Raw genomic sequence first — 25,537 nt, 5'->3', positions numbered from 1 at the left:
GAGTCCTCATTTCTTCGAGTCGTCTTTGTTGACCGAATTCAGCAGGAACTTGCCGATCAGGTCTTCCAGCACGAGTGCCGACTGGGTGTCCTTGATGGTATCGCCTTCCTTCAGCAGCTCTTCATCACCACCGACGCTGATGCCGATGTACTTCTCGCCCAGCAGGCCGGCGGTCAGGATGGAAGCGGTGGAGTCGTCCGGCAGGTTGTTGACCTGGCGATTGATCTCCATGGTCACACGACCACGATAGCTGTCATGGTCCAGGTCCACCGCAGTGACCTTGCCGATGGTGACGCCAGCCATGGTGACCTTGCCACGCACGGTGACGCCGGCAATGTTGTCGAAGTAGGCATACAGCTTGTAGGTATCGCCCGAATTGCCGATGGTCAGTCCGCTGACACGCAGGGCCAGCAGCAGCAGGGCCAGCAGGCCGGCCAGAATGAACAGGCCTACACCGATTTCCAGGGTGCGGGTTTGCATCAGAAGTCTCCAAACATCAAGGCGGTCAGGATGAAGTCCAGCCCCAGCACGGCCAGGGAGGCATACACAACGGTACGGGTGGTGGCGCGGCTGATCCCCTCGGAGGTGGGCTCGCAGTCATAGCCCTGGAACACGGCGATCCAGGTCACGACGAAGGCGAACACCACACTCTTGATCACGCCATTGAGAATGTCCTTGGTGAACTGCACGCTGTTCTGCATGTTCGACCAGTACGAACCGTCATACACACCCAGCCAGTCCACGGCGACCAGGGCTCCGCCCCAGATGCCGACGACACTGAAGATAGCTGCCAGCAGCGGCATCGAGATGAAGCCTGCCCACAGGCGCGGAGCGATGATGTACTTGAGCGGGTCGACGCCGATCATCTCCAGGCTGGACAGCTGCTCGGTGGATTTCATGTTGCCGATCTCGGCGGTCAGCGCGGACCCCGCACGCCCGGCGAACAACAGACCGGTCACCACCGGCCCCAGTTCACGCAGCAGCGTCAGCGCGACCATCTGGCCGACCGCCTGCTCGGAGCCGTAGCTCGCCAGGATGTTGTAGCCCTGCAGGGCCAGCACCATGCCGATGAACAGGCCGGAGACGACAATGATCGCCAGCGACAGCACGCCAACCGAATACAGCTGCTTGATCAGCAGCTGGAAGGCGCCGCTGTGCACGCGGCGACCGAAGATGGCGTGCACCAGGAACAGGGTCGAACGCCCCAGCGATTCGAGGACATCGAGGCCCGCGCGCCCGAGCAGGCGAACTCGCTCGAGCGGTGAAGTCTTGCGCATCAACGTTCTCCCAGCAGGTCGGCGCGGTAATCGCGAGCAGGATAGTGGAACGGCACCGGACCATCCGGGATGCCCTTCATGAACTGACGAACCCGCGGATCATCGAGACCCTGCAGGTCAGCCGGCGTTCCGTGACCGAGCACGCGGCCGTCGCCGACGATATAGATGTAATCGGCGATGCTCGCGGTTTCCGCGAGGTCGTGGGACACCACGATACTGGTGATCCCCAGGGCATCGTTGAGCAGGCGGATCAGGCGCACCAGTACGCCCATGGCGATCGGGTCCTGGCCCACGAAAGGCTCGTCGTACATCAGGATCTGCGGGTCCAGCGCGATGGCGCGGGCCAGCGCCACGCGACGCTTCATGCCGCCGGACAGCTCATCGGGCATCAGCTCGACCGCTCCGCGCAGGCCCACGGCCTGCAACTTCATCAGCACGATGTCGCGGATCATGTCCTCGGGCAGCTCGGTGTGCACGCGCAGCGGGAAGGCCACGTTCTCGAAGACATCGAGGTCAGTGAACAGCGCGCCGCTCTGGAACAGCACGCCAAACTGCTTGCGCATGTCGAACAGATCGCTGCGCCCCAGCGTGGGGAGGTTCTGGCCATTGACCCACACTTCACCGCTCGCCGGACGCAGCTGGGCGGCGATCAGTCGCAACAGGGTGGTCTTGCCACAACCCGACGGCCCCATGATCCCGGTGACCTTGCCGCGTGGAATGCGGATGTCCACGTTATCGAAAATCTTACGCGTGCCACGCTTGAAGCTCAGGCCCTTCAGCTCGACCGCGTATTGGTCATTGGTGCTCATAGAACTCCTTTCATCACGGCGCTGTCCGTTGCCCCGTCTGTCACACGGCAGAAACACGGCGCGGCAGGCCGAACGGCCGCGAACTATAACACCCCGCGAAGCCACGCCCCAAGGGCTGCTAAGCCACTGTTAAGGCTCAGTTCAGCAAAATGCGCTCAACATTGAGATGCCAGTGATGAAGCCTTTGCCGCTTTCCCGTTATAATCTCGCACTTCATTTTGCCCCGCGCCTTTCGAACATGAGCCAGAAACACGATTTCATCCAGTCGGCACAACGCACTATCCGCCTCGAGCGAGACTCGGTGGACGCTCTGCTGCCGCGCATCGGCGCCGATTTCTCCCTGGCCTGCGAGCTTCTGCTGGCCTGCAAGGGCCGCGTGGTCGTGGTCGGCATGGGCAAGTCCGGGCACATCGCCCGCAAGATCGCCGCCACCCTGGCCAGCACCGGCACCCCGTCCTTCTTCGTGCACCCGGCCGAGGCCAGCCATGGCGACATGGGCATGATCACCAAGGACGACGTCGTCCTGGCCCTGTCCAACTCCGGCTCCACCGCCGAAATCATCACCCTGCTGCCGCTGATCAAGCGCCTGGGCATCACCCTGGTCAGCATGACCGGCAACGCCGAGTCGCCGCTGGCCAAGGCCGCCGAGGTCAACCTCGACGCCAGCGTGGAGCATGAAGCCTGCTCGCTGAACCTGGCCCCGACCTCCTCCACGACGGTTTCCCTGGTGATCGGTGACGCGCTTGCCATCGCTCTGCTGGAAGCCCGCGGCTTCACCGCCGAAGACTTCGCTTTCTCGCACCCGGGCGGCGCACTGGGCCGTCGATTGTTGCTGAAAGTGGAAAACATCATGCACGTGGGTGAAGCATTGCCGCAGGTTTCCCCCGGCACGTCACTCAGCGGCGCGCTGCTGGAAATGACCCGCAAGGGCCTGGGCATGACCATCGTGCTCGGCGAGGACGGCCGCCTGGCCGGGATCTTCACCGACGGCGACCTGCGCCGCACCCTGGACAAGGGTCTGGACGTGCGCCAGGTGACCATCGACCAGGTGATGACCGTGCACGGCAAGACCGCCCGCCCGGACATGCTTGCCGCCGAAGCCCTGAAGATCATGGACGACCACAAGATCAACGTATTGGTGGTGGTCGACGACAAGGATCACCCGGTCGGCGTCCTGCACGTACACGACCTGACCCGCGCGGGAGTCATCTGAATGACCGCCGACCTGCTGCAACGCGCGAAAGCGGTCCGCCTGGCGGTGTTCGACGTCGATGGCGTGCTCACCGACGGCAAGCTCTACTTCCTGCCCGACGGCGGCGAGTTCAAGACCTTCAACACCCTGGACGGCCAGGGCATCAAGATGCTGATGAACTCCGGCGTGCGCACCGCGATCATCACCGGCCGCTCGAGCCCGGTGGTCGAGCGCCGGGCGAAGAACCTGGGCATCAACCACCTGTTCCAGGGCCGCGAGGACAAGCTGGTCGCCCTCGACGAGTTGCTCGCCGAACTGGGTCTAGGCTATGAAGAAGTCGCGTATCTGGGTGACGATCTGCCCGACCTGCCGGCTATCCGCCGCGCAGGGCTCGGCATGGCGGTCGCCAGCGGCGACGCCTTCGTGCGCCAGCACGCTGACGGCGTGACCCAGGCCCGTGGCGGCGAAGGCGCCGCCCGCGAGTTCTGCGAACTGATCCTGCGCGCCCAGGGCAACCTCGAAGCTGCCCAGAACGCGTACCTCTAGAGCCGAACATGCCCAAGACATTCCAACAGAAGCTGTTGCTCGCCCTGATCGCCATCCTGCTGATCGCCCTCGGCTATTACTGGAACGTGCGCCTGGACTTCAACGAGCGGCAACTCAAGTCGCAGACCAGCGACGCTGTCGATTTCTATGTGGTGAATGCCAAGAGCACTCAATACCGCGTCGACGGTTCCCTCGCCTACGAGATGACCGCCGACAAACTCGAACACCTGAAAGCAAGCGACGTGACCCTGGTTACCACGCCCGACCTCTACTTCCACCGGGAGAATGAGCCTCAGCCGTGGCACGTCCAGAGCGTTCGCGCCGAAGTGGCCCCCGAAGGCAAGCAGGTCGAGCTGATCGACGATGTGCGCGTCGCGCGCACCGACGCGCAGCAGCGCACGCTCCTGCTCAACACCTCGCGCATGACGGTGTTCCCAGACAAGGACTATGCGCAGACTGACCAGCCCGTGAAGATCACCGAACCCAACGGTGTAACCACGGCAGTTGGCATGAAAGCGTATCTGAAAGACAGCCGGATGCTCCTGCTGTCCAACGTAAGAGGTCAGCATGAGGCTCGTTAACACCCTCCCCCTTCTTTTCAGCCTCGCCGCCGCCATCGGCAGCTCTGCCGCCTGGGCTCTTCCCACCGACCGGGAACAGCCGATCCGCGTCCAGGCCGACAGCGCCGAACTGGATGACAAGCAGGGCGTGGCCGTGTATCGCGGCGACGTGGTGGTAACCCAGGGCAGCATGAAGCTGACTGGCAACACCGTTACGCTCAAGCAGAACAAGGACGGCGAGATCGAAGTCGTCACCTCGGTCGGCAAGCCCGCCTACTTCGAACAGAAGCCGGCGCCGGACAAGCAGATCACCCAGGCCTACGGCCTGACCATCCAGTACTTCGTCTCGCAGAACCGCGTCGTTCTGATCGACCAGGCCAAGGTGATCCAGGAAGGCAACACCTTCGAAGGCGAGAAGATCGTCTATGACACCCAGCGCCAGATCGTCAACGCAGGCCGCGCCACCGGCTCCCAGGTGACCACGCCGCGCCCGCGTATCGACATGGTCATCCAGCCCAAGAAAAAGCAGGATCAAGCGCAGTAATGGCTACGCTAACCGCCCAGCACCTCGCCAAGAGCTACAAGAGCCGGCAAGTCGTCCGCGACGTCAGCATGAGCATCGAGAGCGGGCAGATCGTCGGCCTGCTCGGCCCCAACGGAGCGGGCAAGACCACCTGCTTCTACATGATCGTCGGCCTGGTCCGTGCCGATCAGGGCGTCGTGCGCATCGACGAGCAGGATGTCACCCACCTGCCCATGCACGGCCGCGCGCGCGCCGGTATCGGCTACCTGCCGCAGGAAGCTTCGATCTTCCGCAAGCTGTCGGTGGCGGACAACATCGGCGCGATCCTCGAGACCCGCACCGACCTCGATCGCGCCGGCCGCCAGGAAGCCCTGGAAGGCCTGCTCGAGGAGTTCCACATCCACCACATCCGCGACAACCTCGGCATGAGCCTGTCCGGCGGTGAACGTCGCCGCGTGGAAATCGCCCGCGCCCTGGCCAGTTCGCCGAAGTTCATCCTGCTCGACGAACCCTTCGCCGGCGTCGACCCGATCTCCGTTGGCGACATCAAGCAGATCATCCACCACCTCAAGGCCAAGGGCATCGGTGTACTGATCACCGACCACAACGTCCGCGAGACCCTGGATATCTGCGAAACGGCGTACATCGTCAACGACGGTCAGTTGATCGCCGAAGGCAGTGCCGAGAGTATCCTCGCCAACGACCTGGTGAAGGAAGTCTACCTGGGCCACGAGTTCCGCCTCTAAGGCCAGTCTCCAAGGCCCTGTGCCGCGCCCTTTCCAGGGCGCAGCAGCTCCACCTCTCCCCCTAGCGTGGCGCGGCTCGTCGGCCGTTCCGCGACGTACCCGGCTGCCTGGGCTGCCCCGGCGCAACCGGGTTGTAACGAAAGGTCGACAGCCCCTAGGCAAAGCGTCCAAACTCAGGCATATAATTTGCTTCCTCGCGGCACCCCGGTGTCCGTAGTCGTGGATATGGCGCGCTTCGCGCCAGCGAACAAGGTGCCTAGTTCCAGCCATGAAACCATCGCTAGTCCTCAAGATGGGCCAGCAGCTGACGATGACTCCGCAGCTGCAACAGGCCATCCGACTGCTCCAGCTCTCCACGCTGGACCTCCAACAGGAAATCCAGGAAGCCCTGGAGTCCAACCCGATGCTGGAGCGCCAGGAAGAAGGCGAGGACTTCGACAACAGCGATCCCATGGCGGACGGTGCCGAGTCGGGCGCCAACGGCACCAGCAGCAGCTCCCAGGACAACTTCCAGGAAAGCACCACGCCCAACGCCGACAGCCTCGACGAGGACCAGTGGGCCGAGCGCATCCCCAATGAGCTGCCGGTCGACACCGCCTGGGAAGACATCTACCAGACCAGCGCCAGCAGCCTGCCCAGCAACGATGACGACGAGTGGGACTTCACGTCCCGCACCTCCGCCGGCGAAAGCCTGCAGAGCCATCTGCTGTGGCAACTCAACCTCCTGCCGATGTCCGATACCGACCGCCTGATCGCCCTGAGCATCATCGACGGCATCACCGATGACGGCTACCTCGACGAATCCCTCGACGACATCCTCGCCTCCATCGACCCGGAACTGGGCGTGGAGATGGATGAAGTGGAAGTCGTCCTGCGCCGCGTGCAGCAGCTCGAACCCGCCGGCGTGGGTGCGCGCAACCTGCGCGAATGCCTGCTGCTGCAGCTGCGCCAGATGCCGACCAAGACCTACCTGCTGGCCGAGGCCATCCGTCTGGTCAGCGACCACCTGGACCTGCTTGGCAGCCGCGACTACAGCCAGCTGATGCGCCGCATGAAGCTCAAGGAAGACGAGCTGCGCGAGACCATCGAGCTGATCCAGTCGCTGCACCCGCGTCCCGGCTCGCAGATCGAATCCGGCGAGGCCGAATACGTCGTTCCGGATGTCATCGTGCGGAAGAACAACGACCGCTGGCTGGTGGAGCTGAACCAGGAAGCGGTGCCGCGCCTGCGCGTGAACTCGCAGTACGCGGGCCTCGTGCGACGCGCCGACTCCAGCGCCGACAACACTTTCATGCGCAACCAGTTGCAGGAAGCGCGCTGGTTCATCAAGAGCCTGCAGAGCCGCAACGAGACGCTGATGAAGGTGGCGACCCAGATCGTCGAGCACCAGCGCGGCTTCCTCGAGTACGGCGAGGAAGCGATGAAGCCGCTGGTCCTGCACGACATCGCCGAGGCGGTGGGCATGCACGAGTCCACCATCTCCCGCGTCACCACGCAGAAATTCATGCACACGCCCCGTGGCATCTTCGAGCTGAAGTACTTCTTCTCCAGCCACGTCAGCACCTCCGAAGGCGGCGAGTGCTCCTCCACCGCGATTCGCGCCATCATCAAGAAACTGGTCGCGGCGGAAAGTCCGAAAAAGCCATTGAGTGACAGCAAGATCGCTGGTTTACTGGAGGCACAGGGCATTCAAGTGGCACGTCGTACCGTCGCCAAGTACCGGGAGTCCCTAGGAATCTCTCCCTCGAGCGAGCGCAAGCGGCTGGTGTGACGTTGATCCACGCCAAGGTGTTCCGGCGGCAGGCCCCCTAACCTGCCACTTACACACGGGCAACAAGGAGAAAGCGGTATGCAAGTCAACATCAGTGGACATCAACTGGATGTGACCGACGCCCTGCGCGACTATGTCGGCGAGAAACTTGGCCGACTGGAGCGCCACTTCGACAAGATCACCAATGTTCAGGTCATCATGGAGGTCGAGAAGCTGAAGCAGAAAATTGAAGCCACCCTCCACATCGCCGGTGGCGAAGTGGTGGCCTGCGCCGAACATGAAGACATGTACGCGGCCATCGACCTGCTCACCGACAAGCTCGACCGCCAACTGATCAAGCACAAGGAAAAATACCTCGAACGCCAGCAAGGTGTTGGTGTTCGTTAACCCCTCTCTATGATCCGACTTGAGCAAATCCTGACCCCCGGCCGTTCCCTCGTGAACGTGCCGGGCGGCAGCAAGAAACGTGTCCTCGAACAAATCGCCAACCTGGTGGCTCGCGAGCTGCCGGGTTTCGATTCCCAAGACATCTTCGACAGCCTGGTGGCCCGGGAACGCCTGGGCTCCACCGGCTTCGGCAATGGCATCGCCATTCCGCACTGCCGCCTCCCCGGCTGCCAGTCGCCCATCAGCGCCATCCTGCACCTTGACCATCCGGTAGACTTCGACGCCCTCGACGGCGCGCCGGTCGACCTGGTGTTCGTGCTGCTGGTGCCGGAAGCGGCCACCGAGGAGCACCTGGAACTGCTGCGACAGATCGCTTCCATGCTCGACCGCTCCGACGTCCGCGACCGCCTGCGTCACGCCGCCAACGGCGAGGACCTGTACCGGATCGTCGTGGACTTCCAGAACAACGGGCACTGATCATGCGCCTGATCATCATCAGTGGGAGATCCGGCTCGGGCAAGAGCACTGCGCTCAATGTGCTCGAGGACAACGGCTTCTACTGCATCGACAACCTGCCGGCCAGCCTCCTCCCGGACCTGGCCCAGCGCGCACTGCTGCACACCGAGCTGCTGCACCCGCAGGTCGCCGTCTCCATCGACGCGCGCAACCTGCCCAGCCAGCTGCAGCGTTTCCCCGAGCTGCTGCAGGAAGCCCGCGACAGACACATCCAGTGCGACGTGCTGTACCTCGACGCCGATGATGAGACGCTGCTCAAACGCTTTTCCGAGACTCGCCGGCGCCACCCGCTGACCACCGACACCCGCTCCCTGGCCGAGGCCATCAGCGACGAGTCGAACCTGCTGGCGCCGATCGCCGACCTCGCCGATCTCAAGCTCAACACCACCAACCTGAACCTCTACCAGCTGCGCGACGTGCTCAAGCTGCGCCTGCTGAACAAGCCCGAACTGGGCACCGCCTTCCTGGTCGAATCATTCGGCTTCAAGCGCGGCATGCCAGTGGACGCGGACCTGGTGTTCGACGTGCGCTGCCTGCCCAATCCGTACTGGAAACCCGAACTGCGCGAGCACACCGGGCTGGAAACGGAAGTCCAGGAGTACCTGGCGGCGCAACCGGACGTCGAGGAGATGTACCAGGATATCCTCGCCTACCTGAACAAATGGCTGCCGCGCTTCGCCGCGAGCAACCGGGCCTACGTGACCATCGCCATCGGCTGCACCGGTGGCCAGCACCGCTCGACCTACATTGCCGAGCGCATTGGTCAGGCCCTCAAGGAAACCCTCACCAACGTACAGATTCGCCACCGCGACCTGAGCTAAGCAGCGACAGACAACAAAAGGACAGCCCCTCGCGATGCCCGCCCTCGAAGTCACCATCATCAACAAGCTTGGCCTGCACGCCCGAGCGGCGGCCAAATTCGTCGGCGTCGCAGGGCGGTTCCCCTGCCAGGTTCGCGTGGGCCGCAACCCGGAGAGTACGGTGGACGGCAAGAGCATCATGGCCGTGATGATGCTGGCCGCCGGCAAGGGCACCAATCTGCACCTCGCCGCCGAAGGTGAGCAGGAAGACGAAGCGATCAAGGCGCTGGTTGACCTGATCAACAACTACTTCGACGAAGGCGAGTGACGCGCAGGGCCATCAGCCCAGCGAAGTATCCAGTACCATCATCAGACAGAAACCGATGATCAGCCCCTGCGTGGCCTGCGCCGCGTGGCCGCGCCGCTGGGATTCGGGAATGATCTCGCGCACGACCACGTAAAGCATCGCGCCCGCCGCCGCGGCCAGCCCCCAGGGCAGGAACATCCGCGAGATACCGATCAGCCAGGCACAGAGCACCGCGAACAGCGGCTCCACCAGCCCGGAAGCCGCACCCGCCAGCGCCGCCTTGCCCCGCGAAACGCCCGCCCCGGCCAGCACCAGCGCGATAGCCAGCCCTTCGGGCACATCCTGCAGCGCGATCCCCAGCGCCAGACCGCTTGCGCCCTGCACCTCTCCGCCGGCGGCAACCCCTACGGCCATGCCTTCGGGAATGTTGTGCAGAACGATGGCGGCGACGAACAGCAGGATGCGCGCGGGCACCTTGCCTTCAGCCGCGCCCTGGATATTCGCCTGGGCGTCTTCGAGCACCCGACCGAACACCGCCAGACCGAAGGCGCCCAGCGCCAGGCCAAGACTGACCAGCAGCGAGGCCAGCCAGGTCGGACGACCGGAAGCTTCCGCCGCCTCCAGCGCCGGCAGCAGCAGGGAGAAGGCCGTGGCGGCCAGCATGACCCCGGCGCCGAAGCCAAGCATGGTGTCGGCGATACGCGCCGGCATACTGCGCACCAGCAACACCGGCAGAGCGCCCAGGGCCGTCCCGAGCGCGCAGAGCATGCCGCCATGCAGGGCCAGGTACATCGGTGGGGAAAGCTGCAGCCGCGCCAGCTCCATCAGGTGCTGGACCACGAGTACACCGCCGCCGAGGACGATGCTCAGTCCCAGCAACCAACGCAAATTGCGTCCTCCGCTTTCACGCAGACTCTGCACGATCAGACGCATGCTGCCGCCTTCGGTTTCATCCTTTGCCTCGTGCCTGCTGCGCCACACGGTAACGGCGCAGCACCTCCGGCCAGGCGACCACGTTGTAGAAGGCCGCAATGTATTCCGGTCGGCGGTTCTGGTAGCGCAGGTAATAGGCGTGCTCCCAGACATCCAGGCCGAGGATCGGCAGGTTGCCCTGCATCAGCGGGCTGTCCTGGTTTCCACTGCTCTCGACGACCAGCCGCCCCTGCGGATCGACGCTCAGCCACGCCCAGCCGCTGCCGAAGCGAGTCAGCGCCGCCTTGGTAAAGGCCTGGCAGAAGGCGTCGTAGCCGCCCAGTTCAGCGTCTATCGCCTGGCGCAGCTCTCCCTGCGGCTGGCCACCGCCATCCGGCGCCATCACGGTCCAGAACAGTGAATGGTTGGCGTGGCCGCCGCCGTTGTTGATCACTGGCCCGCGCAGGGCGGCGGGGAGACTGTCGAGCTGCTGCAGCAGTTGCTCCACCGGCACTTCGGCGAACGCGGTGCCTTCCAGCGCGGCGTTGAGGTTGTTGATGTAGGTCTGGTGGTGCTTGCTGTGGTGGATTTCCATGGTCTGCGCATCGATGTGCGGCTCCAGCGCAGCGTAGGCATAGGGCAAGGCAGGCAGGACGTGAGGCATCTTCAAACCTTCTTTCAGTGGGAGCGCTTCGACTCAGCGGTAGCGCATCGACTAGTGGTAACGCATCGAATGCACGGCAGTGAACAGCCCCGGGCGCAGCTCCACCGCACCCTGGCGGCGCAGCAGGCGCTGGGTGCGCGGGTAGGTGCCGTGTTCGCCGATGAAGTTGAGCAGCTCGACGTAGGTACGGCGGCTGTGCTGCACCGCCGCCGCACGCAGATCCGAGCATTTGCGCAGGTCCTCACCCAGCGCCAGCAGGCGCTCGTGGCAGGCGCAGAGGTACTCGGCGGTCTCTTCCGGCTGGCCCAGCTGCAAGTGCAGGTCGCCGAGGTTGTGGTGCGAGATGACGAAGGCCATCACCGCCTCCTCGGCGTCGTGCCAGCGATCCAGCAGCACCTGTGCCAGCGCCAGAGCGTGGAGGTAGTGCTCACGGGCATCGATCAATTCCTGACGAATGAAGCAGCGGTTGCCCAGTTCGATGGTGCGTTGCCAATGACGCATGGCAGGTTCCTCCAGCGGGTGGGGCGGACTCAGAGTCCGCCGGCGGTGAGCTTCTCGGGATCGAGCAGTTGCTCGAGGCGGGCGCGGTCCAGGTCAGTGTTCTCCAGCGCAACGTCGATGATCGGCCGACCCTCGCGATAAGCCTGCTTGGCGATCTCCGCGGCCTTCTGGTAGCCGATGATCGGGTTCAGCGCGGTGACCAGGATCGGGTTGCGCGATAGCGCCTCGCGCAGGCTCGCCTCATTGACTTTGAAGCTGGCGATGGCCTTGTCCGCCAGCAGGCGGCTGACGTTGGCCAGCAGATGGATGCTGTGCAGCAGGTTGTCAGCGATCACCGGCAGCATCACGTTCAGCTCGAAGTTGCCGGACTGCCCGGCGACCGCGATGGTGGTGTCGTTGCCCATCACCTGGGCGGCGACCATGGCGGTGGCTTCCGGAATCACCGGGTTGACCTTGCCCGGCATGATCGAAGATCCCGGCTGCAGTGCCTCCAGCTCGATCTCGGCAAGGCCGGCCAGCGGCCCGGAGTTCATCCAGCGCAAGTCGTTGGCGATCTTCATCAGCGCCACGGCCAGGGCCTTGAGTTGGCCGGAGGTGGCTACGGCGATGTCCTGGGCGCCGATCAGCGCGAAGAAGTCGTCGCCAGGGCGGAACACCAGGCCGGTCAGGCCATTGAGCTCCTCGCAGAAGCGCGCGGAGAACTGCGGATGGGCGTTCACCCCGGTACCGACCGCCGTGCCGCCCTGGGCGAGCTGCTGCAGCGCCGGCAATTGCGCCTCGATACCCTGAGATGCCTGGCGCACCTGCTGGGCCCAGCCGCCGAGCACCTGGCTCAGGCGCACCGGCATGGCGTCCATCAGGTGGGTCCGGCCGGTCTTGACGTGCTGGTGAACGGCCTTTGCCTTCTTCTCCAGGGTGGCGTGCAGGTGGTCCAGCGCGGGCAGCAGGTGCTGGTGGACCTCCAGCGCCGCACTGATGTGGATGGTCGAGGGAATGATGTCGTTACTGCTCTGTCCACAGTTGACCTGGTCGTTGGCATTGACCGGCTTGCCGAGGCGGCGGCTGGCAAGGGTCGCGACCACCTCGTTGGCGTTCATGTTCGAACTGGTGCCCGAGCCGGTCTGGAACACGTCCACCGGGAAATGCTGCTGCAGATCACCGGCCAGCAGCTCTTCGCAGGCGGCGACGATGGCTGCACCGGTCTCCGCGTCCAGCTGTTCCAGGCTGACATTCGCGCGTGCCGCGGCCGCCTTGGCCAGCAGCAGCGCGCGGATGAACGGACGCGGCATGCGCTGGCCGCTCACCGGGAAGTTGTTCACCGCCCGCTGCGTCTGGGCGCCGTACAGCGCCGAAGCCGGCACCTCCAGTTCGCCCATGCTGTCGCGTTCGATACGGCTGTCAGTCATTCTCGATTCCTTCTTGCAGTCTCAGGGAAGGCGCCATCTCCTGCTGCGCCATGCGCCGGGCCAGCAGGCACAGGCGTTGGCGCTGGGCGGTGGAAGTCGCCAGGCGTTGCAGTTCACGCAGCGGGAGATAGGCGTGATCCAGGCAGAGCACGCGCCAGTGCCAGGGCAGCGCGATGTCGCGGCTGCTGTCGAGCAGCAGCCCGAAGCACTTCTCGAACAGACGCCAGGCCGGCACCGGTTCCCAGGCCGCCAGGTAGCGCGCTTCGCCGAGATACTGCTCGACCAGGCGCGGCTCGTTCGGCTCCAGCGCACAGCGGATACGCGTGCCCAGGCGATACCAGCGCTCGGTGATTGAACTGTCGATTTCGGCGAACATGGCAATCTCTCAATCGATAATGAGATTGATTATTGTTTCAGAAAGACAAAAAAACAAGCCGCCCGAACGCATTGCGCTGGGCGGCCAGCCTGGAGAAGGGAATCGAAGAAGGGCTGAAAGCCGCGGCCAGCGGGGCCGCGGCGGCTGGATCAGTTGCCGGCGACCATCATCTTTTCAATGAGCACGGAGCCGGTATGCAGGTTGCCGCGGTACTCCACGTCATTGCCGATGGCGACGATGTTGCGGAACAGGTCGCGCAGGTTGGCGGCGATGGTGACTTCCTGCACCGGGAACTGGATTTCGCCATTCTCGACCCAGTAACCGCCAGCGCCACGGGAGTAGTCGCCGGTCACCAGGTTGACGCCCTGCCCCATCAGCTCGGTGACCAGCAGGCCCCGCCCCATGCGGCGGATCAGGGCAGCCTGGTCCTCGTCGCCATGGCTGACGAACAGGTTGTGCACGCCACCGGAGTTGGCAGTGCTGGGCATGCCCAGCTTGCGCCCGGAGTACGTGCCGAGCACGTACGACACCAGATCGCCGCCCTCGACGAAGGGCTTGGCGTAGGTCGCCAGGCCATCGTTGTCGAACGAGGCGCTGCCCAGCGCGCCGCGCAGCAGCGGGCGTTCGTCCAGGGTCAGCCATTCCGGGAACAGCCGCTGGCCCAATGCGCCTTCGAGGAACGACGACTTGCGGTACAGGCTGCCGCCTGAGATGGCGCCGAGGAAGTGGCCGAACAGGCCGACCGCGACTTCCGGGGCGAACAGCACCGGCACTTCGGCGGTCGGCACCGGGCGCGCGCCGAGACGGCTGGCGGCGCGCTCGGCGGCGCGGCGGCCGATGGATTCGGGAGTGGCCAGCAGGTCGCCGCGACGGTTCACGTCGTACCAGTAGTCGCGCTGCATCTGCCCTTCCAGCTCGGCGATCATCACGCAACTCAGGCTGTGGCGGGTGCTGGCGTAGCCGCCAACGAAGCCGTGGCTGTTGCCGTAGACGCGACAACCCTGGTGGGTGTTCAGCGTGGTGCCGTCGGCCTTGGTAACGCGCTTGTCGGTGGCGAACGCAGCGGCCTCGCAGGCCAGCGCGCGCTCGATGGCCTGGTCGGGGGTGATCGACCAGCCGTGGTACAGGTCCAGGTCCGGCAGGTCACGGGCCATCAGCGCCGGATCGGCCAGCCCGGCGCAATCGTCTTCGGAGGCGTGCTTGGCGATGGCCAGCGCCGCCGCCACGGTCTCGCGAATAGCATCCGCGCCGGTGGCCGAGGTGCTCGCGGAGCCTTTGCGCTGACCGACATAGAGGGTGATGCCGAAGCCCTGGTCGCGGTTGAACTCGACGGTCTCGACTTCACCCTGGCGCACCGAGGTCGACAGCCCCTGCTCCACCGACACCGCCACCTCGCAGGCGCTGGCGCCCTGCCGGGTGGCCTCTGCGATGATCCGCTCGACCTGCTCACGCAGTTCGGGAAGGACCTCCGGGCTCACTGCCGGGTTGTGTTCGCTCATTGCATGCCTCTCCTGTTCATGGTCCGGCCCCGCCATCAGGCAGCGGCGACCGGCGCGGGCCGGACAAGCGGCCCCTGACTCGTTATCATGGCGGCGTTTTCAACGAGACCCCCGCCATGGCTGAAATTCACGATGACGACTCGTCCTTCGATGAGAAGAGCAAGTCGCAAGTAAAACGCGAAATGCACGCGCTGCAGGAACTCGGCGAGCGCCTGACCACGCTCAAGGCCGACATGCTCGACCGCATGCCGCTCACCGATCCGCTGCGCCGCGCACTGGAAGAAGCTCCCAAGCACAAGGCCAACGCCGCCAAGAAACGCCACCGGCAGTTCATCGGCAAGCTGATGCGCGACCAGGACGTCGAGGCCATCCTCGCCCTGCTGGAGCAGGTAGATACCTCGACCCGCCAGTACAACGAACGCTTCCACGCCCTGGAGCGCTGGCGCGACCACCTGATCACCGGCGGCGACGTCGCGCTGTCGGCCTTCTTCGGCGAATACCCGGAAAGCGACCGCCAGCATCTGCTCCAGCTGATCCGCCACGCCCAGCACGAGGCCGCTCACAACAAGCCTCCGGCCGCAGCGCGGAAGATCTTCAAGTACATCCGCGAGCTGGACGAGCTGAAACGCGGCCTGCGCTGAGCGGCCGCGATCTTCCCTTCCAGCCCCACCGGCAACGGCCTCAGCCGCCCGTGCCGCCGACGGTGATCGCGTCGATCTTCAGGGTCGGCTGACCGACACCGACCGGCACGGACTGGCCGTCCTTGCCGCAGGTACCCACGCCGCTGTCCAGCGCCAGGTCGTTGCCGACCATGGACACCCGGCTCATCACTTCCGGACCGTTGCCTATCAGGGTCGCGCCCTTCACCGGACGGGTGATCTTGCCGTTCTCGATCAGGTAGGCCTCACTGGTGGCGAAGACGAACTTGCCGCTGGTGATATCTACCTGGCCGCCGCCGAGGTTCGCGCAGTAGATGCCGCGCTCGACGCTGGCGATGATTTCCTGCGGATCGCTCTGCCCGGCCAGCATGTAGGTGTTGGTCATGCGCGGCATCGGCAGGTGCGCGTAGGACTCGCGACGGCCGTTGCCGGTGCGCGCCACGCCCATCAGGCGGGCGTTGAGCTTGTCCTGCATGTAGCCCTTGAGGATGCCGTTCTCGATCAGCACGTTGCAGTTCGTCGGCGTGCCCTCGTCGTCCACCGACAGCGAACCACGACGGCCAGCGATGGTGCCGTCGTCGACGATGGTGCACAGGCTGGAAGCGACCTTCTCGCCGATGCGCCCGCTGTAGTTGGAGCTGCCCTTGCGGTTGAAGTCGCCTTCCAGGCCGTGACCCACGGCTTCGTGCAGGAGCACGCCGGACCAGCCGGCCCCCATCACCACCGGCAGGCTGCCGGCCGGCGCGGGCACCGCTTCAAGGTTGACCAGGGCCTGGCGCAGCGCCTCGCGGGCGTAGCTCATGGCGCGGTCTTCCTGGAGGAAATACTTGTAGTCGGTACGCCCGCCGCCGCCATGGCCGCCACGCTCGCGACGGCCGTTCTGCTCGACGATGACGCTGACGTTGAAGCGCACCAGCGGGCGGATGTCCGCGGCCAGCGAACCGTCCGCCGCAGCGATCAGCACCTGGTCCCAGACGCCGGCGAGGCTGACAGTGACCTGCTGGATACGCGGATCGAGGGCGCGGGTGGCGGCATCGATCTTCTGCAGCAGCTCCACCTTCTCGGCGCGGCTCATGACGTCCAGCGGGTTCTCGCCGGCATACAGGCGGGTCGGCACCACGGCCTGGAACGCCTGCACCTTGCCGTTCTGCCCGGCGCGGGAGATCGAACGGGCGGCGCGGGCGGCCTGGATCAGCGCTTCATGGTTGATCGCGTTGCTGTAGGCGAAGCCGGTCTTCTCGCCGGACTGCGCGCGCACACCGACGCCCTGGTCCATGTGGAAGCTGCCTTCCTTGACGATGCCGTCTTCGAGCATCCAGGACTCGGAAACCTGGCTCTGGAAGTACAGGTCGGCGGCGTCGATACCGGGGCCGCTCAGCTCGTGCAGGATCGGCGACAGCTGGTCGATATCCAGACCACCGGGGGCCAGCAGGTGCTGACTGACGGATGACAACAGTTCGCTCATATTCACTCCGTACGCGCCGGTCGTGGTTCGACCGGCGGGAAAAATCTTCTGTGCCGGGCAATCGGCATGCGCTGCCGGACCGCCGCCTGTTCCTCGCTGTCGCGCTCGGCCAGCAGCACGGCCTCGCCCTTGGCCTGTTCGGCGAGGATACGCCCCCAGGGGTCGACGATGGCCGACTGGCCCCAGGTTTCCCGTCCTTTGGGGTGGGTACCGCCCTGCCCGGCCGCCAGCAGGTAGCACTGGGTTTCGATGGCGCGGGCGCGGACGAGGATTTCCCAGTGCGCCGCCCCGGTGACTGCAGTGAAGGCGGCGGGAGCGCTGATCAGCTCTGCGCCGGCTTCGCGCAATGCGGTGTAGAGCTCGGGGAAGCGCAGGTCGTAGCAGACCGTCAGTCCCAGGCGCCCGACCGGCGTATCCGCCACCACCACGCGCTGACCGAAGGCGTAGTCATCAGACTCGCGATAGCGGCCACGGGCGTCGGCGACGTCCACGTCGAACAGGTGCAACTTGTCGTAGCGCGCCGCCACTTCACCGCGCTCGTCCACCAGCAGCGAACAGGCGTTGGCCTTGGCGTCCGGCTGGCCTTCGGGCGGCAGCGGCAGGGTGCCGGCGACTATCCACAACCTGAGGTCGCGGGCGGCGCTTTTCAACCAGGGCAGGATTGGGCCTTCGCCCAGGGCTTCGGCCCGGCCGATCTCCGCGAGATCGCGGCGGCCCATCGCAGCGAAGTTTTCCGGCAACACGGCGAGGCGCGCGCCACCCTCGGCGGCCTGCTCGAGCAGGCGACGGGCGGCGGCGAGATTGGCCGGGACATCGTCCTGGCTGACCATCTGGATGACGGCAATGGACATGCTGAGCTCCGTCGGTGTCTGGGTTTCATGCTAACTGAAGCCCGGGCTTTCTGCTCGATTGAGGGGCTCAATGAGGCTTTTCGAAAGGTTTCTCGAAAGCGATGGTGGGGCTCTGCCACGGGCCCTTGACGCTGTATTGCACGCTGGCGAAGCGCGCGACCTTGTCGCCCAGCAGCTTGTCCACCACGAACAGCGCACCACCAATGGCCGGCGCACCAACGATCAGCGCCGCCAGCGGCAGGTTGTTGGTCACCGGCAGGGTCACCAGCAGCTTGGCGTCGATTTCGTCGTGTGCCAGGTCCAGGGTGCCGTTGAGCTCCAGGTTGCTCGACGGCCCATCCAGCCGCAGCGGCTCGCGAGTGAAGTAGACGCCATCGGTGGCGGTGAGCACGCCCTTCACCCGGTCATAGCTCAGGCCCTTGCCGAGCAGGTCGGAGAAGTCCAGACGCAGGCGGCGGTTGATGGCGTTGAAGTTGAGCAGGCCGAATACGCGCAGGGCATTGGCGCCGCCTTCCACTTCGACGAACTGGCCCTTGCGCAGGCTGGCGTCGAGGGTACCGCCGAAGCGCCGCAGGTTCAGCGCCGCCGGGGAGCCCGGCCAGTTGCCGTTGATGTCCACGCGGAAGCGCTCGCTGGTCACGCTGGGCGCGAAGTCCCAGGCCTTGAGCACATCGCCCATGTTCTTGCCTTCAAGCTGGCCCTGGAAGGTGCTGCGCGCACTTGCCTCCATGCCGTCCCAGCGCAGGTTGCCCTTCACCGACAGGCCGCGCAGGTCCAGGTTGACGTCGTTGAAGCCAACCCCGGTGGGTGTCGGCCGCACGTTGAAGCTCCAGGCACCAACGGGCTTGCCAGCCTTCAGCACCTGGCGAATGCTCACGTCCATCGGCGGCAGGGTCCGCGGGTCGATCTTCGCCAGTGGGTCCGGCTGCTCCACCGCCTTCTCGGAGTCGATGGCCTCGCCCTTGGGCAGGTCGATGCGGTCCAGGGCAATCTGGATCGGCTTCACCTTGCTGTCAGGCAGGGTGACCTTGCCGGAAACCAGTGAGCTGACCAACCCGACCTGCCAGCTGCTGTCGACGCGCGCCAGGTCCAGCGTGAGGTTTTCCAGGGTCTGGCCGAAACCCTTGAAGCGACCGATCTGCAGGTCCGCACCGCGCAACAGGCCAGCCGCGCCTTCAACCCCTGTGTTGGAGTACTTCTTCGCGACGGCCATCCAGGCGTCGGCGTCGACCTCATCGATCTTGCCGCGCACTTGCACGCCGCTCCAGTTGGGCAGCACGGCCGGATCGCCCCCCAGGCGCAGCACGCCACGGCCGGCCAGCGGCTGATCCACCGGTGCGGCGTAGGCCAGGCTGGCGCGGTCACCATAGGTCGCCCAGTAACGCCGCTCGGCGCCGTCCAGGGTCATGCGCCACTCGCTCTCGCGAGTCTCCTGCGCCGCCTTGCCCAGTGGCGCCGGCAGGTCGATGGTGACGCCCTGCAGGTTCGAGGCGACCTGCAACTGGCTGTCCTTGCCGTCGAGCAGCAGATTGAGCTGGAAGGGAATGCGCCCATCTACCGGCAACTGCTGCTGCACCTTGCCCCAGTCGAGCAGGGACTTGACCGGCACCTGACCACCCACCAGCACCCGCGTGCGCGGGACGCCGTTGCGGCCTTCGGCGCGAATGCTGCCGGTGACACGCGCGCCCAGCACCTGGGCCGCGATGTTCTGCCCACTCAGGCCGCTGTCGGTGTCATAGCGGAACTTGCCCTTGACCTGTTCGAGGTTCAGCTCGGGCTTGGCGATCTTCAACTTCGCCTTATCGGTGTCGAAGTCAACTATCACCCGCGCCTTGCTCGCCTCGCCCTTGGCCAGGGGAATATCGAGGTTGAGGTGGCCGTTCAGGTCGCCGGAACCTTCCCAGCCGGCGAAGGTATGGGTCGCACCGATCGGCGAGTCCTGGAGGATCTTCAGGCCATCGACGAGGTTGCTGTCGATGTCGCCATTCACGTGCAGGTGGGCGACTTCGCCCGGGTCCGAATGGGGAATCTCCACCGACACATCGCGCACCTGGCTGTTGAGGATCTGCCCGCTGGTGGCGTTGATGCTGACACCGGTGTCCTCGACCCGCACCTCGCCCTCGGCCTTGCTCAGGCCGGGCCAGCCGGGCTGGTAGTCGAGCACGCCGTCGTGGACCTTGAAATACAGGGTCATGGCGTGGGCTTCGGGCGCCGAGCCCTTCTGCAGCGAGCCCTGCCAGAGGAAGTAGCCCTGCTCGATACGACCGCTCTTGATCGAGCCCTTGAGCCAGGCGGCAAGGTCCTTGCTCATCTGCGGGATGACGGTCGGCAGGTACTTGCCGGTGTAGCGCGCATCACCATTGCTCATGCCGACACGCAGGTCCATGTAGTCCTCCAGCGCCGGGTCGCGCATCAGGCGGATCAGCATGTCACCGGCGATGGTGCCCTCCTCGCCTTCCACCTGCATCAGATGGCTGCCGAGAGTGAAGGCCTCGTCGTTGAGCTTGAAGAACATGCGCGTGTGCGCGGTGCGGTAGTGCCAGGGCTCGGGGAAGAGGGTTGCCAGGTGAAGCATGAAGTTCTGGGCGTTGGCATCCAGCGTGCCGCCTTCCAGGTTGCCGCTCAGGGTGCCATCGACATTGGCCACGGCGGGCACGTCATGGAAGGCACTGACGCCGACCTTCTCCAGGTTGGTCGCATAGGCAACCCGCTCGGCACCTTCGCGCTGCGGCCAGTAATCGAAGTTGACGTTGTGCAGCACACCCTGTGGCTTGAGACCGTCGAGCCACTCGATGGCCTTGTCCGGCAGCGGCGCCAGGGCGGTGATGGTCGGCCCCAGCGGGGTCAGGTCGAGGCGGTCGGCGCGCAGCTGCCAGTGCTCCTCGTCCTTCGTCCGGCGAGTCAGCTCCAGCTCCACCTCGCCCCAGCGGGTTTCGCCGAGGTTCGCCGCCAGATCGGCGACGCGCAGGTCGAAATCGTCGCCATTGCGCTGGAAGAACAGGCTGACACCCAGGTCACTCAGGCTCACCGGCTTGCGATCGCCCAGCGCCGCGTCGATCTTCGGCGCGTTCAGGCGTGCCACCGCGGACACCGGCACGCCCTTGTCGATGGTCGCCCACAGCTCGCCGCCGGCCTTGGCCTGGGACAGCTTCCAGGCACCGGTGAGGCGCCCGGGCAGCCACTTGGCCCAGTCGGCCTGCGGCAGGCTGAGGTACAGCTGGGCCGAACTCTTCGCCCAGTCGTCACGGTTCAGGCGGGTTTCCAGGCGCGCCGCCACCGGCTCGCCGCCGGGCAGGCTGAGACGTGCTTCCAGGCGCTGGCGGCTGCCGCTGCGCAAGGTCATGCCGACGTAGGTCAGCGACAGCGGGTTGGCCTGCTGCGGCAGCACGGTCAGCTGGCTGTCCATCAGCGACAGGCGACGCGGGGTCAACAGCAGGTCGATGAGCTTGCGCGGATCGGTGTCGCCGCCGCGGCTGGGCAGGCCATCGGCATGCCACTTGCCCTCCTCGTCCTCGCGCAGGGTCAGGTGCAGGCCTTCCAGTTCCAGGCTGTCGATGCGCGGCTGGCGTGCCATCACGCTGCCAAGGATGTCCGGGGTCAGGCGCACACGTTCCAGGCGCAGGGAATCATTGCCCTCGCCCAGCTGGATATCGCGCACCACGATGATCGGGCTGAAGGCATGCCAGTGCCCCTCCAGCGCGCCAATGGCCACCGGCAGGCCCAGCTGTTCGCTGGCCTTCTGCGCCAGGTCATCGCGGTACTCCGCCACCAGCGGCACCAACTGTCGGCCGAGGCTGACATACAGCGCGAGCAGCACCAGCCCCAGCGCCAGGAGGCCCAGGATGATGCGCAGGGAAGTGGCGAACAGCCGGCCGGCACGCTCCATGTCAGCCGGCTGCCTGTGAAGTGTCGCGAAGGTTCATCGAGCGGCCTCCCAGCCAGGCAATGTCGAACCAGGTCTGACAGTGTGCGTCAGGCAAAGCTCCAAAAAACCCCATTGCACGACGGCCTCCTGCCCGAATCCCAAACGGTGCGATCCGCCGCTCAAAGCAGGACCACGTCGTACTGCTCCTGGGAATACATGGCCTCGACCTGGAACTTGATGGGGCGACCGATGAACAGCTCAAGGTCAGCAACGTTGCCCGACTCCTCGTCGAGCAGGCGATCCACCACCTTCTGATTGGCCAGCACCAGATAGGAATTGGCCTGGTAGGCCCGGGCCTCGCGAAGGATCTCGCGGAATATCTCGTAGCAGATGGTCTCGGCGGTCTTCAGCATGCCGCGCCCCTGGCAGCTCGGGCAGGGCTCGCAGAGCACCTGCACCAGGCTTTCGCGGGTGCGCTTGCGGGTCATCTGCACCAGGCCCAGTTCGGTGATGCCGATGATGTTGGTCTTGGCATGGTCGCGTTCGAGCTGCTTCTCCAGGGTCCGCAGGACCTGGCGGCGGTGCTCCTCGTCTTCCATGTCGATGAAGTCGATGATGATGATCCCGCCCAGGTTGCGCAGGCGGAGCTGGCGGGCGATGGCGGTGGCCGCCTCGAGGTTGGTCTTGAAGATGGTCTCTTCGAGGTTGCGATGGCCGACGAAGGCGCCGGTATTCACGTCGATGGTGGTCATCGCCTCGGTCGGGTCGATGATCAGGTAGCCGCCGGACTTGAGCAGCACCTTGCGCTCCAGCGCCTTCTGCACCTCGTCCTCGACCCCGTAGAGGTCGAAGATCGGCCGCTCACCCGGGTAGTGTTCCAGGCGGTCGGCGATTTCCGGCATCAGTTCTTCGACGAACTGCGTGATCTTCTGGAAGTTTTCCCGTGAATCGACGCGGATCTTCTCGATGCGCGGGTTCACCAGGTCGCGCAGGGTGCGCAGGGCCAGGGAAAGGTCCTCGTAGATCATCGTCGGCGCGCCGACGGTCTGGATCTGCGCGTCGATCTGGTCCCAGAGGCGGCGCAGGTAGCGGATATCGGCGAGGATCTCGTCCTCGCCAGCCCCTTCGGCGGCAGTACGCAGGATGAATCCGCCGCGCTCGACGATGCCCTCGGCCTCGACGCACTTGGCGACCACCTGCTTGAGGCGCTCGCGCTCGTGCTCATCCTCGATCTTCAGGGAAATGCCGACATGGCTGGTGCGCGGCATGTAGACCAGGTAGCGCGAGGGGATCGACAGATGCGTGGTGAGGCGCGCGCCCTTGGTGCCGATGGGGTCCTTGGTGACCTGCACCACCAGGCTCTGCCCTTCATGGACCAGCGCGCCGATGCTCTCCACCGCGCTGCCTTCGCGGGTGGAAATCTCCGCGGCGTGGATGAAGGCCGCACGTTCCAGGCCGACGTCGACGAAGGCCGCCTGCATGCCCGGCAGCACGCGCACGACCTTGCCCTTGTAGATATTGCCGACGATCCCGCGGCGCAGCGTGCGCTCGACGTGGACCTCCTGCAGGACGCCGTTCTCCACCACCGCCACGCGCGATTCCATCGGCGTGATATTGATCAGGATCTCTTCGCTCATGCGCCCTTCCTTATCGCGCCCGGAGTCGTGCCAGCGCTACTTTCCGATCAAGACTGCCAGCTGGGGATGGAGAAGTCAGCCAGCAATGCCGAGGTTTCGCAAAGAGGCAGGCCGACCACGGCGCTGTAGCTGCCCTCGACGCGGCTGACGAACACCGCCGCAAGCCCCTGGATAGCATAGCCACCGGCTTTATCCTGCGGCTCGCCGGTTTCCCAATAGCGTTCGGCTTCCTCTGCGGATACCTCGCGGAAGGCCACGCGGCTGCTGACCACGCGCGCCTCGCAGCGATCCCGATCAGCTACCGCCACGGCGGTCAGCACCTCGTGCTCGCGGCCGGACAGGGCCTGCAGCATGGCCAGGGCGTCGTCGCGGTCCACCGGCTTGCCAAGGATGCGGCCATCCAGCACCACGGCGGTATCGGCACCGAGCACGCAGACGTCGGCGCGCTGGGCAAGGAAGTTCAGTCCGGCCAATGCCTTGCCACGCGCCAGACGCTCGACATAGGCATGCGCCGACTCGCCGGACTCGGGAGTTTCATCGATGGACGCGGGCACTATATGGAACGGCAGGCCGATCTGGGTGAGCAGCTCGCGGCGGCGCGGCGAACTGGAGGCGAGGTACAGCTGGGCCATCAGGGACTCCGAAGCGGGCCCGCACAGCACAGGCCCGGCGATTCCCCCGCAAGGGGGCGATCAGTTGATGTTCAGGCGCAGCCGCAGGGCCCGCAGCAGTGTGTAGACCCAGGGCCAGAGCAAGGCGCTGACCAGTGCCGGCAGGAGGAACACCAGGGTCGGTGGGCGGTTGCCGGTCAGGGCGCTGATCCACAGCTGGACCAGTTGGGCGAGACCGAAGACCACCAGCAACACCAGGCATTGCTGCCAGATGGGGAACATGCGCAGGCGCTGGTGCAGCGACAGCACCAGGCAGATGATCAGGCTGAGAATCAGGGCGTTCTGCCCCAGCAGGCTGCCGTAGAGCACGTCTTCGGCGACGCCGAACACCCAGGCGGTCAGCATGCCGACCTTGTGCGGCAGGTAGAGCACCCAGTAGGTGAGGAACATCGCCAGCCACAGCGGGCGGCCGATCTCCATGAAGCTGGGCATCGGCGCCACCGACAGCAGCAACGCCGCCAGCAGGGTGAGCCAGATGGCCCAGCCGTTGTTCGAGCCCTGCGCCGCCATCAGTGACGGGTCCTTGCATCCGGGTGCGATGCCGGCGCACCGGCCGGCGCTGCAGGGGCTGCAGGGGCTGCGCCATTGGTGCCGGCCGGATGGGCAGGCTGCGCAGCAGGAGCAGTTGGAGCAGCAGGCTGTGCGCCGTCATGCGGCTGGGCTGCCGGAGCACCTGGTGCAGGCTGTACCGGCGTGCCGGACTCGGCGGCCTTGCGATCGGCCTCGGCCTGGGCTTCGGCGGCATCGGTGGCGCGCTGTTCGGGGGTACGGCTGTCGCTGAACACCAGCAGCACGTAGCGGCTGCGGTTCATCTTGGCGGTCGGCACGGCACGGATAGTGGCGAAAGGCCCGCCCGTGTCGTGCAGTACTTCCTTCACCACCGCCACCGGATAGCCGGCCGGGAAACGCTGGCCAAGGCCGGAGCTGACCAGCAGGTCGCCTTCCTTGATATCGGCGGTATCGGCGACGTAGCGCAGTTCCAGGCGCTCCGGGTTGCCGGTGCCCACGGCGATGGCGCGCAAGCCATTGCGGTTCACCTGCACCGGAATGCTGTGGGTAGTATCGGTCAGCAGCAGCACGCGCGCGGTGTAAGGCATGACCTCGACCACCTGGCCCATCAGGCCGCTGGCGTCGAGCACCGGCTGGCCCTGGAACACGCCGTCCTTCTCGCCCTTGTCGATCAGGATGCGCTGGGTGAAGGGGTTCGGGTCGACACCGATCAGCTCGCCCACCAGCACCTTGTCATCGACCAGGGCGGAGGAGTTGAGCAACTCGCGCAGGCGCACGTTCTGTTCGGTGAGGGTGGCCAGCTTCTGCAGGCGGCGCTGCATCAGCAACTGTTCGGCCTTCAGGCGCTCGTTCTCGGCCAGCAGCTCGCTGCGGCTGGTGAACTGGTCGCGCACGCCTTCCCACGCACGAACGGGGAAATCGGCGATGCCATAGAAAGGACTCAGCACGAGGCCCATCTGGCTGCGTACCGGTTTCAGATAATCGAAGCGGGCATCGACCACCATCAAGGCGACCGACAGGACGGCGAGCACCAGAAGGCGCGCGCCCAGCGAGGGCCCTTTGGAGAATATCGGTTTGATGACCGGCT

At 65.5% G+C, this 25,537-nt stretch carries 27 protein-coding genes; 11 read left to right on the top strand and 16 right to left on the bottom strand.

The window, feature by feature from the left end:
* Positions 1-6: 6 nt before the first annotated feature.
* The 3 genes from mlaD to IB255_RS06365 are packed head-to-tail and all read right to left on the bottom strand — an operon-like array spanning position 7 to position 2,086.
* Complete coding sequence (mlaD, locus tag IB255_RS06375) at positions 7-480, bottom strand: outer membrane lipid asymmetry maintenance protein MlaD (RefSeq protein WP_045209590.1); 474 nt, start codon at positions 478-480, stop codon at positions 7-9.
* On the bottom strand, positions 480-1,277 hold the full coding sequence (gene mlaE / locus IB255_RS06370) for a lipid asymmetry maintenance ABC transporter permease subunit MlaE (protein ID WP_045209589.1): 798 nt from the start codon (positions 1,275-1,277) through the stop codon (positions 480-482). Before mlaE ends, mlaD begins: the two co-directional genes overlap by 1 nt.
* Positions 1,277-2,086 carry an ATP-binding cassette domain-containing protein gene (locus IB255_RS06365; RefSeq protein WP_024766540.1) on the bottom strand — a complete coding sequence of 270 codons (810 nt, stop codon included), beginning with the start codon at positions 2,084-2,086 and terminating at the stop codon, positions 1,277-1,279. Before IB255_RS06365 ends, mlaE begins: the two co-directional genes overlap by 1 nt.
* A gap of 238 nt (positions 2,087-2,324) precedes the next feature.
* On the opposite strand from IB255_RS06365, the gene IB255_RS06360 reads away from it, so the two are divergent.
* The 10 genes from IB255_RS06360 (at position 2,325) to IB255_RS06315 (ending at position 9,455) form a co-directional block, all read left to right on the top strand.
* Positions 2,325-3,299, top strand: a complete 975-nt coding sequence (locus tag IB255_RS06360; RefSeq protein ID WP_081517458.1) for a KpsF/GutQ family sugar-phosphate isomerase — start codon at positions 2,325-2,327, stop codon at positions 3,297-3,299.
* Complete coding sequence (locus IB255_RS06355) at positions 3,300-3,824, top strand: KdsC family phosphatase (protein ID WP_054906618.1); 525 nt, start codon at positions 3,300-3,302, stop codon at positions 3,822-3,824. It abuts the gene before it with no gap.
* Positions 3,825-3,832: 8 nt separating this feature from the next.
* Entirely contained in the window at positions 3,833-4,405 is a 573-nt protein-coding gene (gene lptC, locus IB255_RS06350; RefSeq protein WP_081517457.1) for an LPS export ABC transporter periplasmic protein LptC, read from the top strand.
* Positions 4,392-4,928 (top strand): lipopolysaccharide transport periplasmic protein LptA, encoded by a 537-nt coding sequence (gene lptA / locus IB255_RS06345; RefSeq protein ID WP_017518148.1) that lies wholly within the window; start codon positions 4,392-4,394, stop codon positions 4,926-4,928. The genes lptC and lptA overlap by 14 nt, the downstream gene beginning before the upstream one ends.
* Positions 4,928-5,653, top strand: a complete 726-nt coding sequence (lptB, locus tag IB255_RS06340) for an LPS export ABC transporter ATP-binding protein (protein ID WP_081517456.1) — start codon at positions 4,928-4,930, stop codon at positions 5,651-5,653. The genes lptA and lptB overlap by 1 nt, the downstream gene beginning before the upstream one ends.
* A 268-nt stretch (positions 5,654-5,921) precedes the next feature.
* Positions 5,922-7,424 (top strand): RNA polymerase factor sigma-54, encoded by a 1,503-nt coding sequence (locus tag IB255_RS06335; RefSeq protein WP_081517455.1) that lies wholly within the window; start codon positions 5,922-5,924, stop codon positions 7,422-7,424.
* 78 nt (positions 7,425-7,502) lie between these two features.
* Positions 7,503-7,811 (top strand): ribosome hibernation-promoting factor, HPF/YfiA family, encoded by a 309-nt coding sequence (hpf, locus tag IB255_RS06330; protein WP_017518151.1) that lies wholly within the window; start codon positions 7,503-7,505, stop codon positions 7,809-7,811.
* A gap of 9 nt (positions 7,812-7,820) precedes the next feature.
* Complete coding sequence (gene ptsN / locus IB255_RS06325; RefSeq protein WP_037009823.1) at positions 7,821-8,288, top strand: PTS IIA-like nitrogen regulatory protein PtsN; 468 nt, start codon at positions 7,821-7,823, stop codon at positions 8,286-8,288.
* Between the two features lie 2 nt (positions 8,289-8,290).
* Positions 8,291-9,148, top strand: a complete 858-nt coding sequence (gene rapZ / locus IB255_RS06320) for an RNase adapter RapZ (protein ID WP_081517454.1) — start codon at positions 8,291-8,293, stop codon at positions 9,146-9,148.
* 34 nt (positions 9,149-9,182) lie between these two features.
* Complete coding sequence (locus IB255_RS06315) at positions 9,183-9,455, top strand: HPr family phosphocarrier protein (protein ID WP_081517453.1); 273 nt, start codon at positions 9,183-9,185, stop codon at positions 9,453-9,455.
* A 12-nt stretch (positions 9,456-9,467) separates the two neighbouring features.
* Here IB255_RS06315 and IB255_RS06310 read toward each other — a convergent pair whose 3' ends face one another.
* The 6 genes from IB255_RS06310 to pmbA all read right to left on the bottom strand — a co-directional run bounded on the left by IB255_RS06310 (position 9,468) and on the right by pmbA (position 14,792).
* Positions 9,468-10,361, bottom strand: coding sequence for a ZIP family metal transporter (locus IB255_RS06310; protein WP_412548115.1), 894 nt, complete (start codon positions 10,359-10,361; stop codon positions 9,468-9,470).
* 22 nt (positions 10,362-10,383) lie between these two features.
* Entirely contained in the window at positions 10,384-11,010 is a 627-nt protein-coding gene (locus IB255_RS06305) for a superoxide dismutase (RefSeq protein WP_151189471.1), read from the bottom strand.
* Between the two features lie 51 nt (positions 11,011-11,061).
* Positions 11,062-11,511 (bottom strand): hypothetical protein, encoded by a 450-nt coding sequence (locus IB255_RS06300; RefSeq protein ID WP_081517451.1) that lies wholly within the window; start codon positions 11,509-11,511, stop codon positions 11,062-11,064.
* A gap of 29 nt (positions 11,512-11,540) precedes the next feature.
* Positions 11,541-12,917, bottom strand: a complete 1,377-nt coding sequence (gene fumC / locus IB255_RS06295; RefSeq protein ID WP_081517450.1) for a class II fumarate hydratase FumC — start codon at positions 12,915-12,917, stop codon at positions 11,541-11,543.
* The gene (locus tag IB255_RS06290; RefSeq protein WP_081517449.1) at positions 12,910-13,293 is read right to left on the bottom strand and encodes a FagA protein; all 384 of its coding nucleotides are present in this window, start codon (positions 13,291-13,293) and stop codon (positions 12,910-12,912) included. The genes fumC and IB255_RS06290 overlap by 8 nt, the downstream gene beginning before the upstream one ends.
* Before the next feature lie 149 nt (positions 13,294-13,442).
* Positions 13,443-14,792 (bottom strand): metalloprotease PmbA, encoded by a 1,350-nt coding sequence (gene pmbA / locus IB255_RS06285; RefSeq protein ID WP_081517448.1) that lies wholly within the window; start codon positions 14,790-14,792, stop codon positions 13,443-13,445.
* Between the two features lie 116 nt (positions 14,793-14,908).
* Between pmbA and yjgA the strand changes: the two genes are divergently transcribed.
* Entirely contained in the window at positions 14,909-15,433 is a 525-nt protein-coding gene (gene yjgA / locus IB255_RS06280) for a ribosome biogenesis factor YjgA (RefSeq protein ID WP_225594719.1), read from the top strand.
* A 40-nt stretch (positions 15,434-15,473) separates the two neighbouring features.
* Here the strand turns inward: yjgA and tldD are convergent, their stop codons facing one another.
* The 7 genes from tldD to mreC form a co-directional block, all read right to left on the bottom strand.
* Positions 15,474-16,916: a metalloprotease TldD gene (tldD, locus tag IB255_RS06275; RefSeq protein WP_081517447.1), complete on the bottom strand. Its 1,443-nt coding sequence runs from the start codon at positions 16,914-16,916 to the stop codon at positions 15,474-15,476.
* A gap of 2 nt (positions 16,917-16,918) precedes the next feature.
* The gene (locus IB255_RS06270; protein WP_151189466.1) at positions 16,919-17,767 is read right to left on the bottom strand and encodes a carbon-nitrogen hydrolase family protein; all 849 of its coding nucleotides are present in this window, start codon (positions 17,765-17,767) and stop codon (positions 16,919-16,921) included.
* A gap of 67 nt (positions 17,768-17,834) precedes the next feature.
* Positions 17,835-21,653, bottom strand: a complete 3,819-nt coding sequence (locus tag IB255_RS06265; RefSeq protein WP_192209899.1) for a YhdP family protein — start codon at positions 21,651-21,653, stop codon at positions 17,835-17,837.
* Between the two features lie 158 nt (positions 21,654-21,811).
* Complete coding sequence (gene rng / locus IB255_RS06260; protein WP_045209573.1) at positions 21,812-23,269, bottom strand: ribonuclease G; 1,458 nt, start codon at positions 23,267-23,269, stop codon at positions 21,812-21,814.
* A gap of 47 nt (positions 23,270-23,316) precedes the next feature.
* Complete coding sequence (locus IB255_RS06255) at positions 23,317-23,901, bottom strand: Maf family protein (protein WP_081517444.1); 585 nt, start codon at positions 23,899-23,901, stop codon at positions 23,317-23,319.
* Between the two features lie 60 nt (positions 23,902-23,961).
* Entirely contained in the window at positions 23,962-24,450 is a 489-nt protein-coding gene (gene mreD, locus IB255_RS06250; protein ID WP_081517443.1) for a rod shape-determining protein MreD, read from the bottom strand.
* On the bottom strand, positions 24,450-25,520 hold the full coding sequence (gene mreC, locus IB255_RS06245) for a rod shape-determining protein MreC (RefSeq protein ID WP_081517442.1): 1,071 nt from the start codon (positions 25,518-25,520) through the stop codon (positions 24,450-24,452). Before mreC ends, mreD begins: the two co-directional genes overlap by 1 nt.
* Positions 25,521-25,537: the final 17 nt, after the last annotated feature.

It is taken from the genome of Pseudomonas sp. PDM22 (genome assembly GCF_014851965.1).
Lineage (GTDB): Bacteria > Pseudomonadota > Gammaproteobacteria > Pseudomonadales > Pseudomonadaceae > Pseudomonas.
The sequence above is the reverse complement of the archived record's forward strand: the minus strand, read 5'-3'. Positions and strand labels throughout refer to the sequence as shown.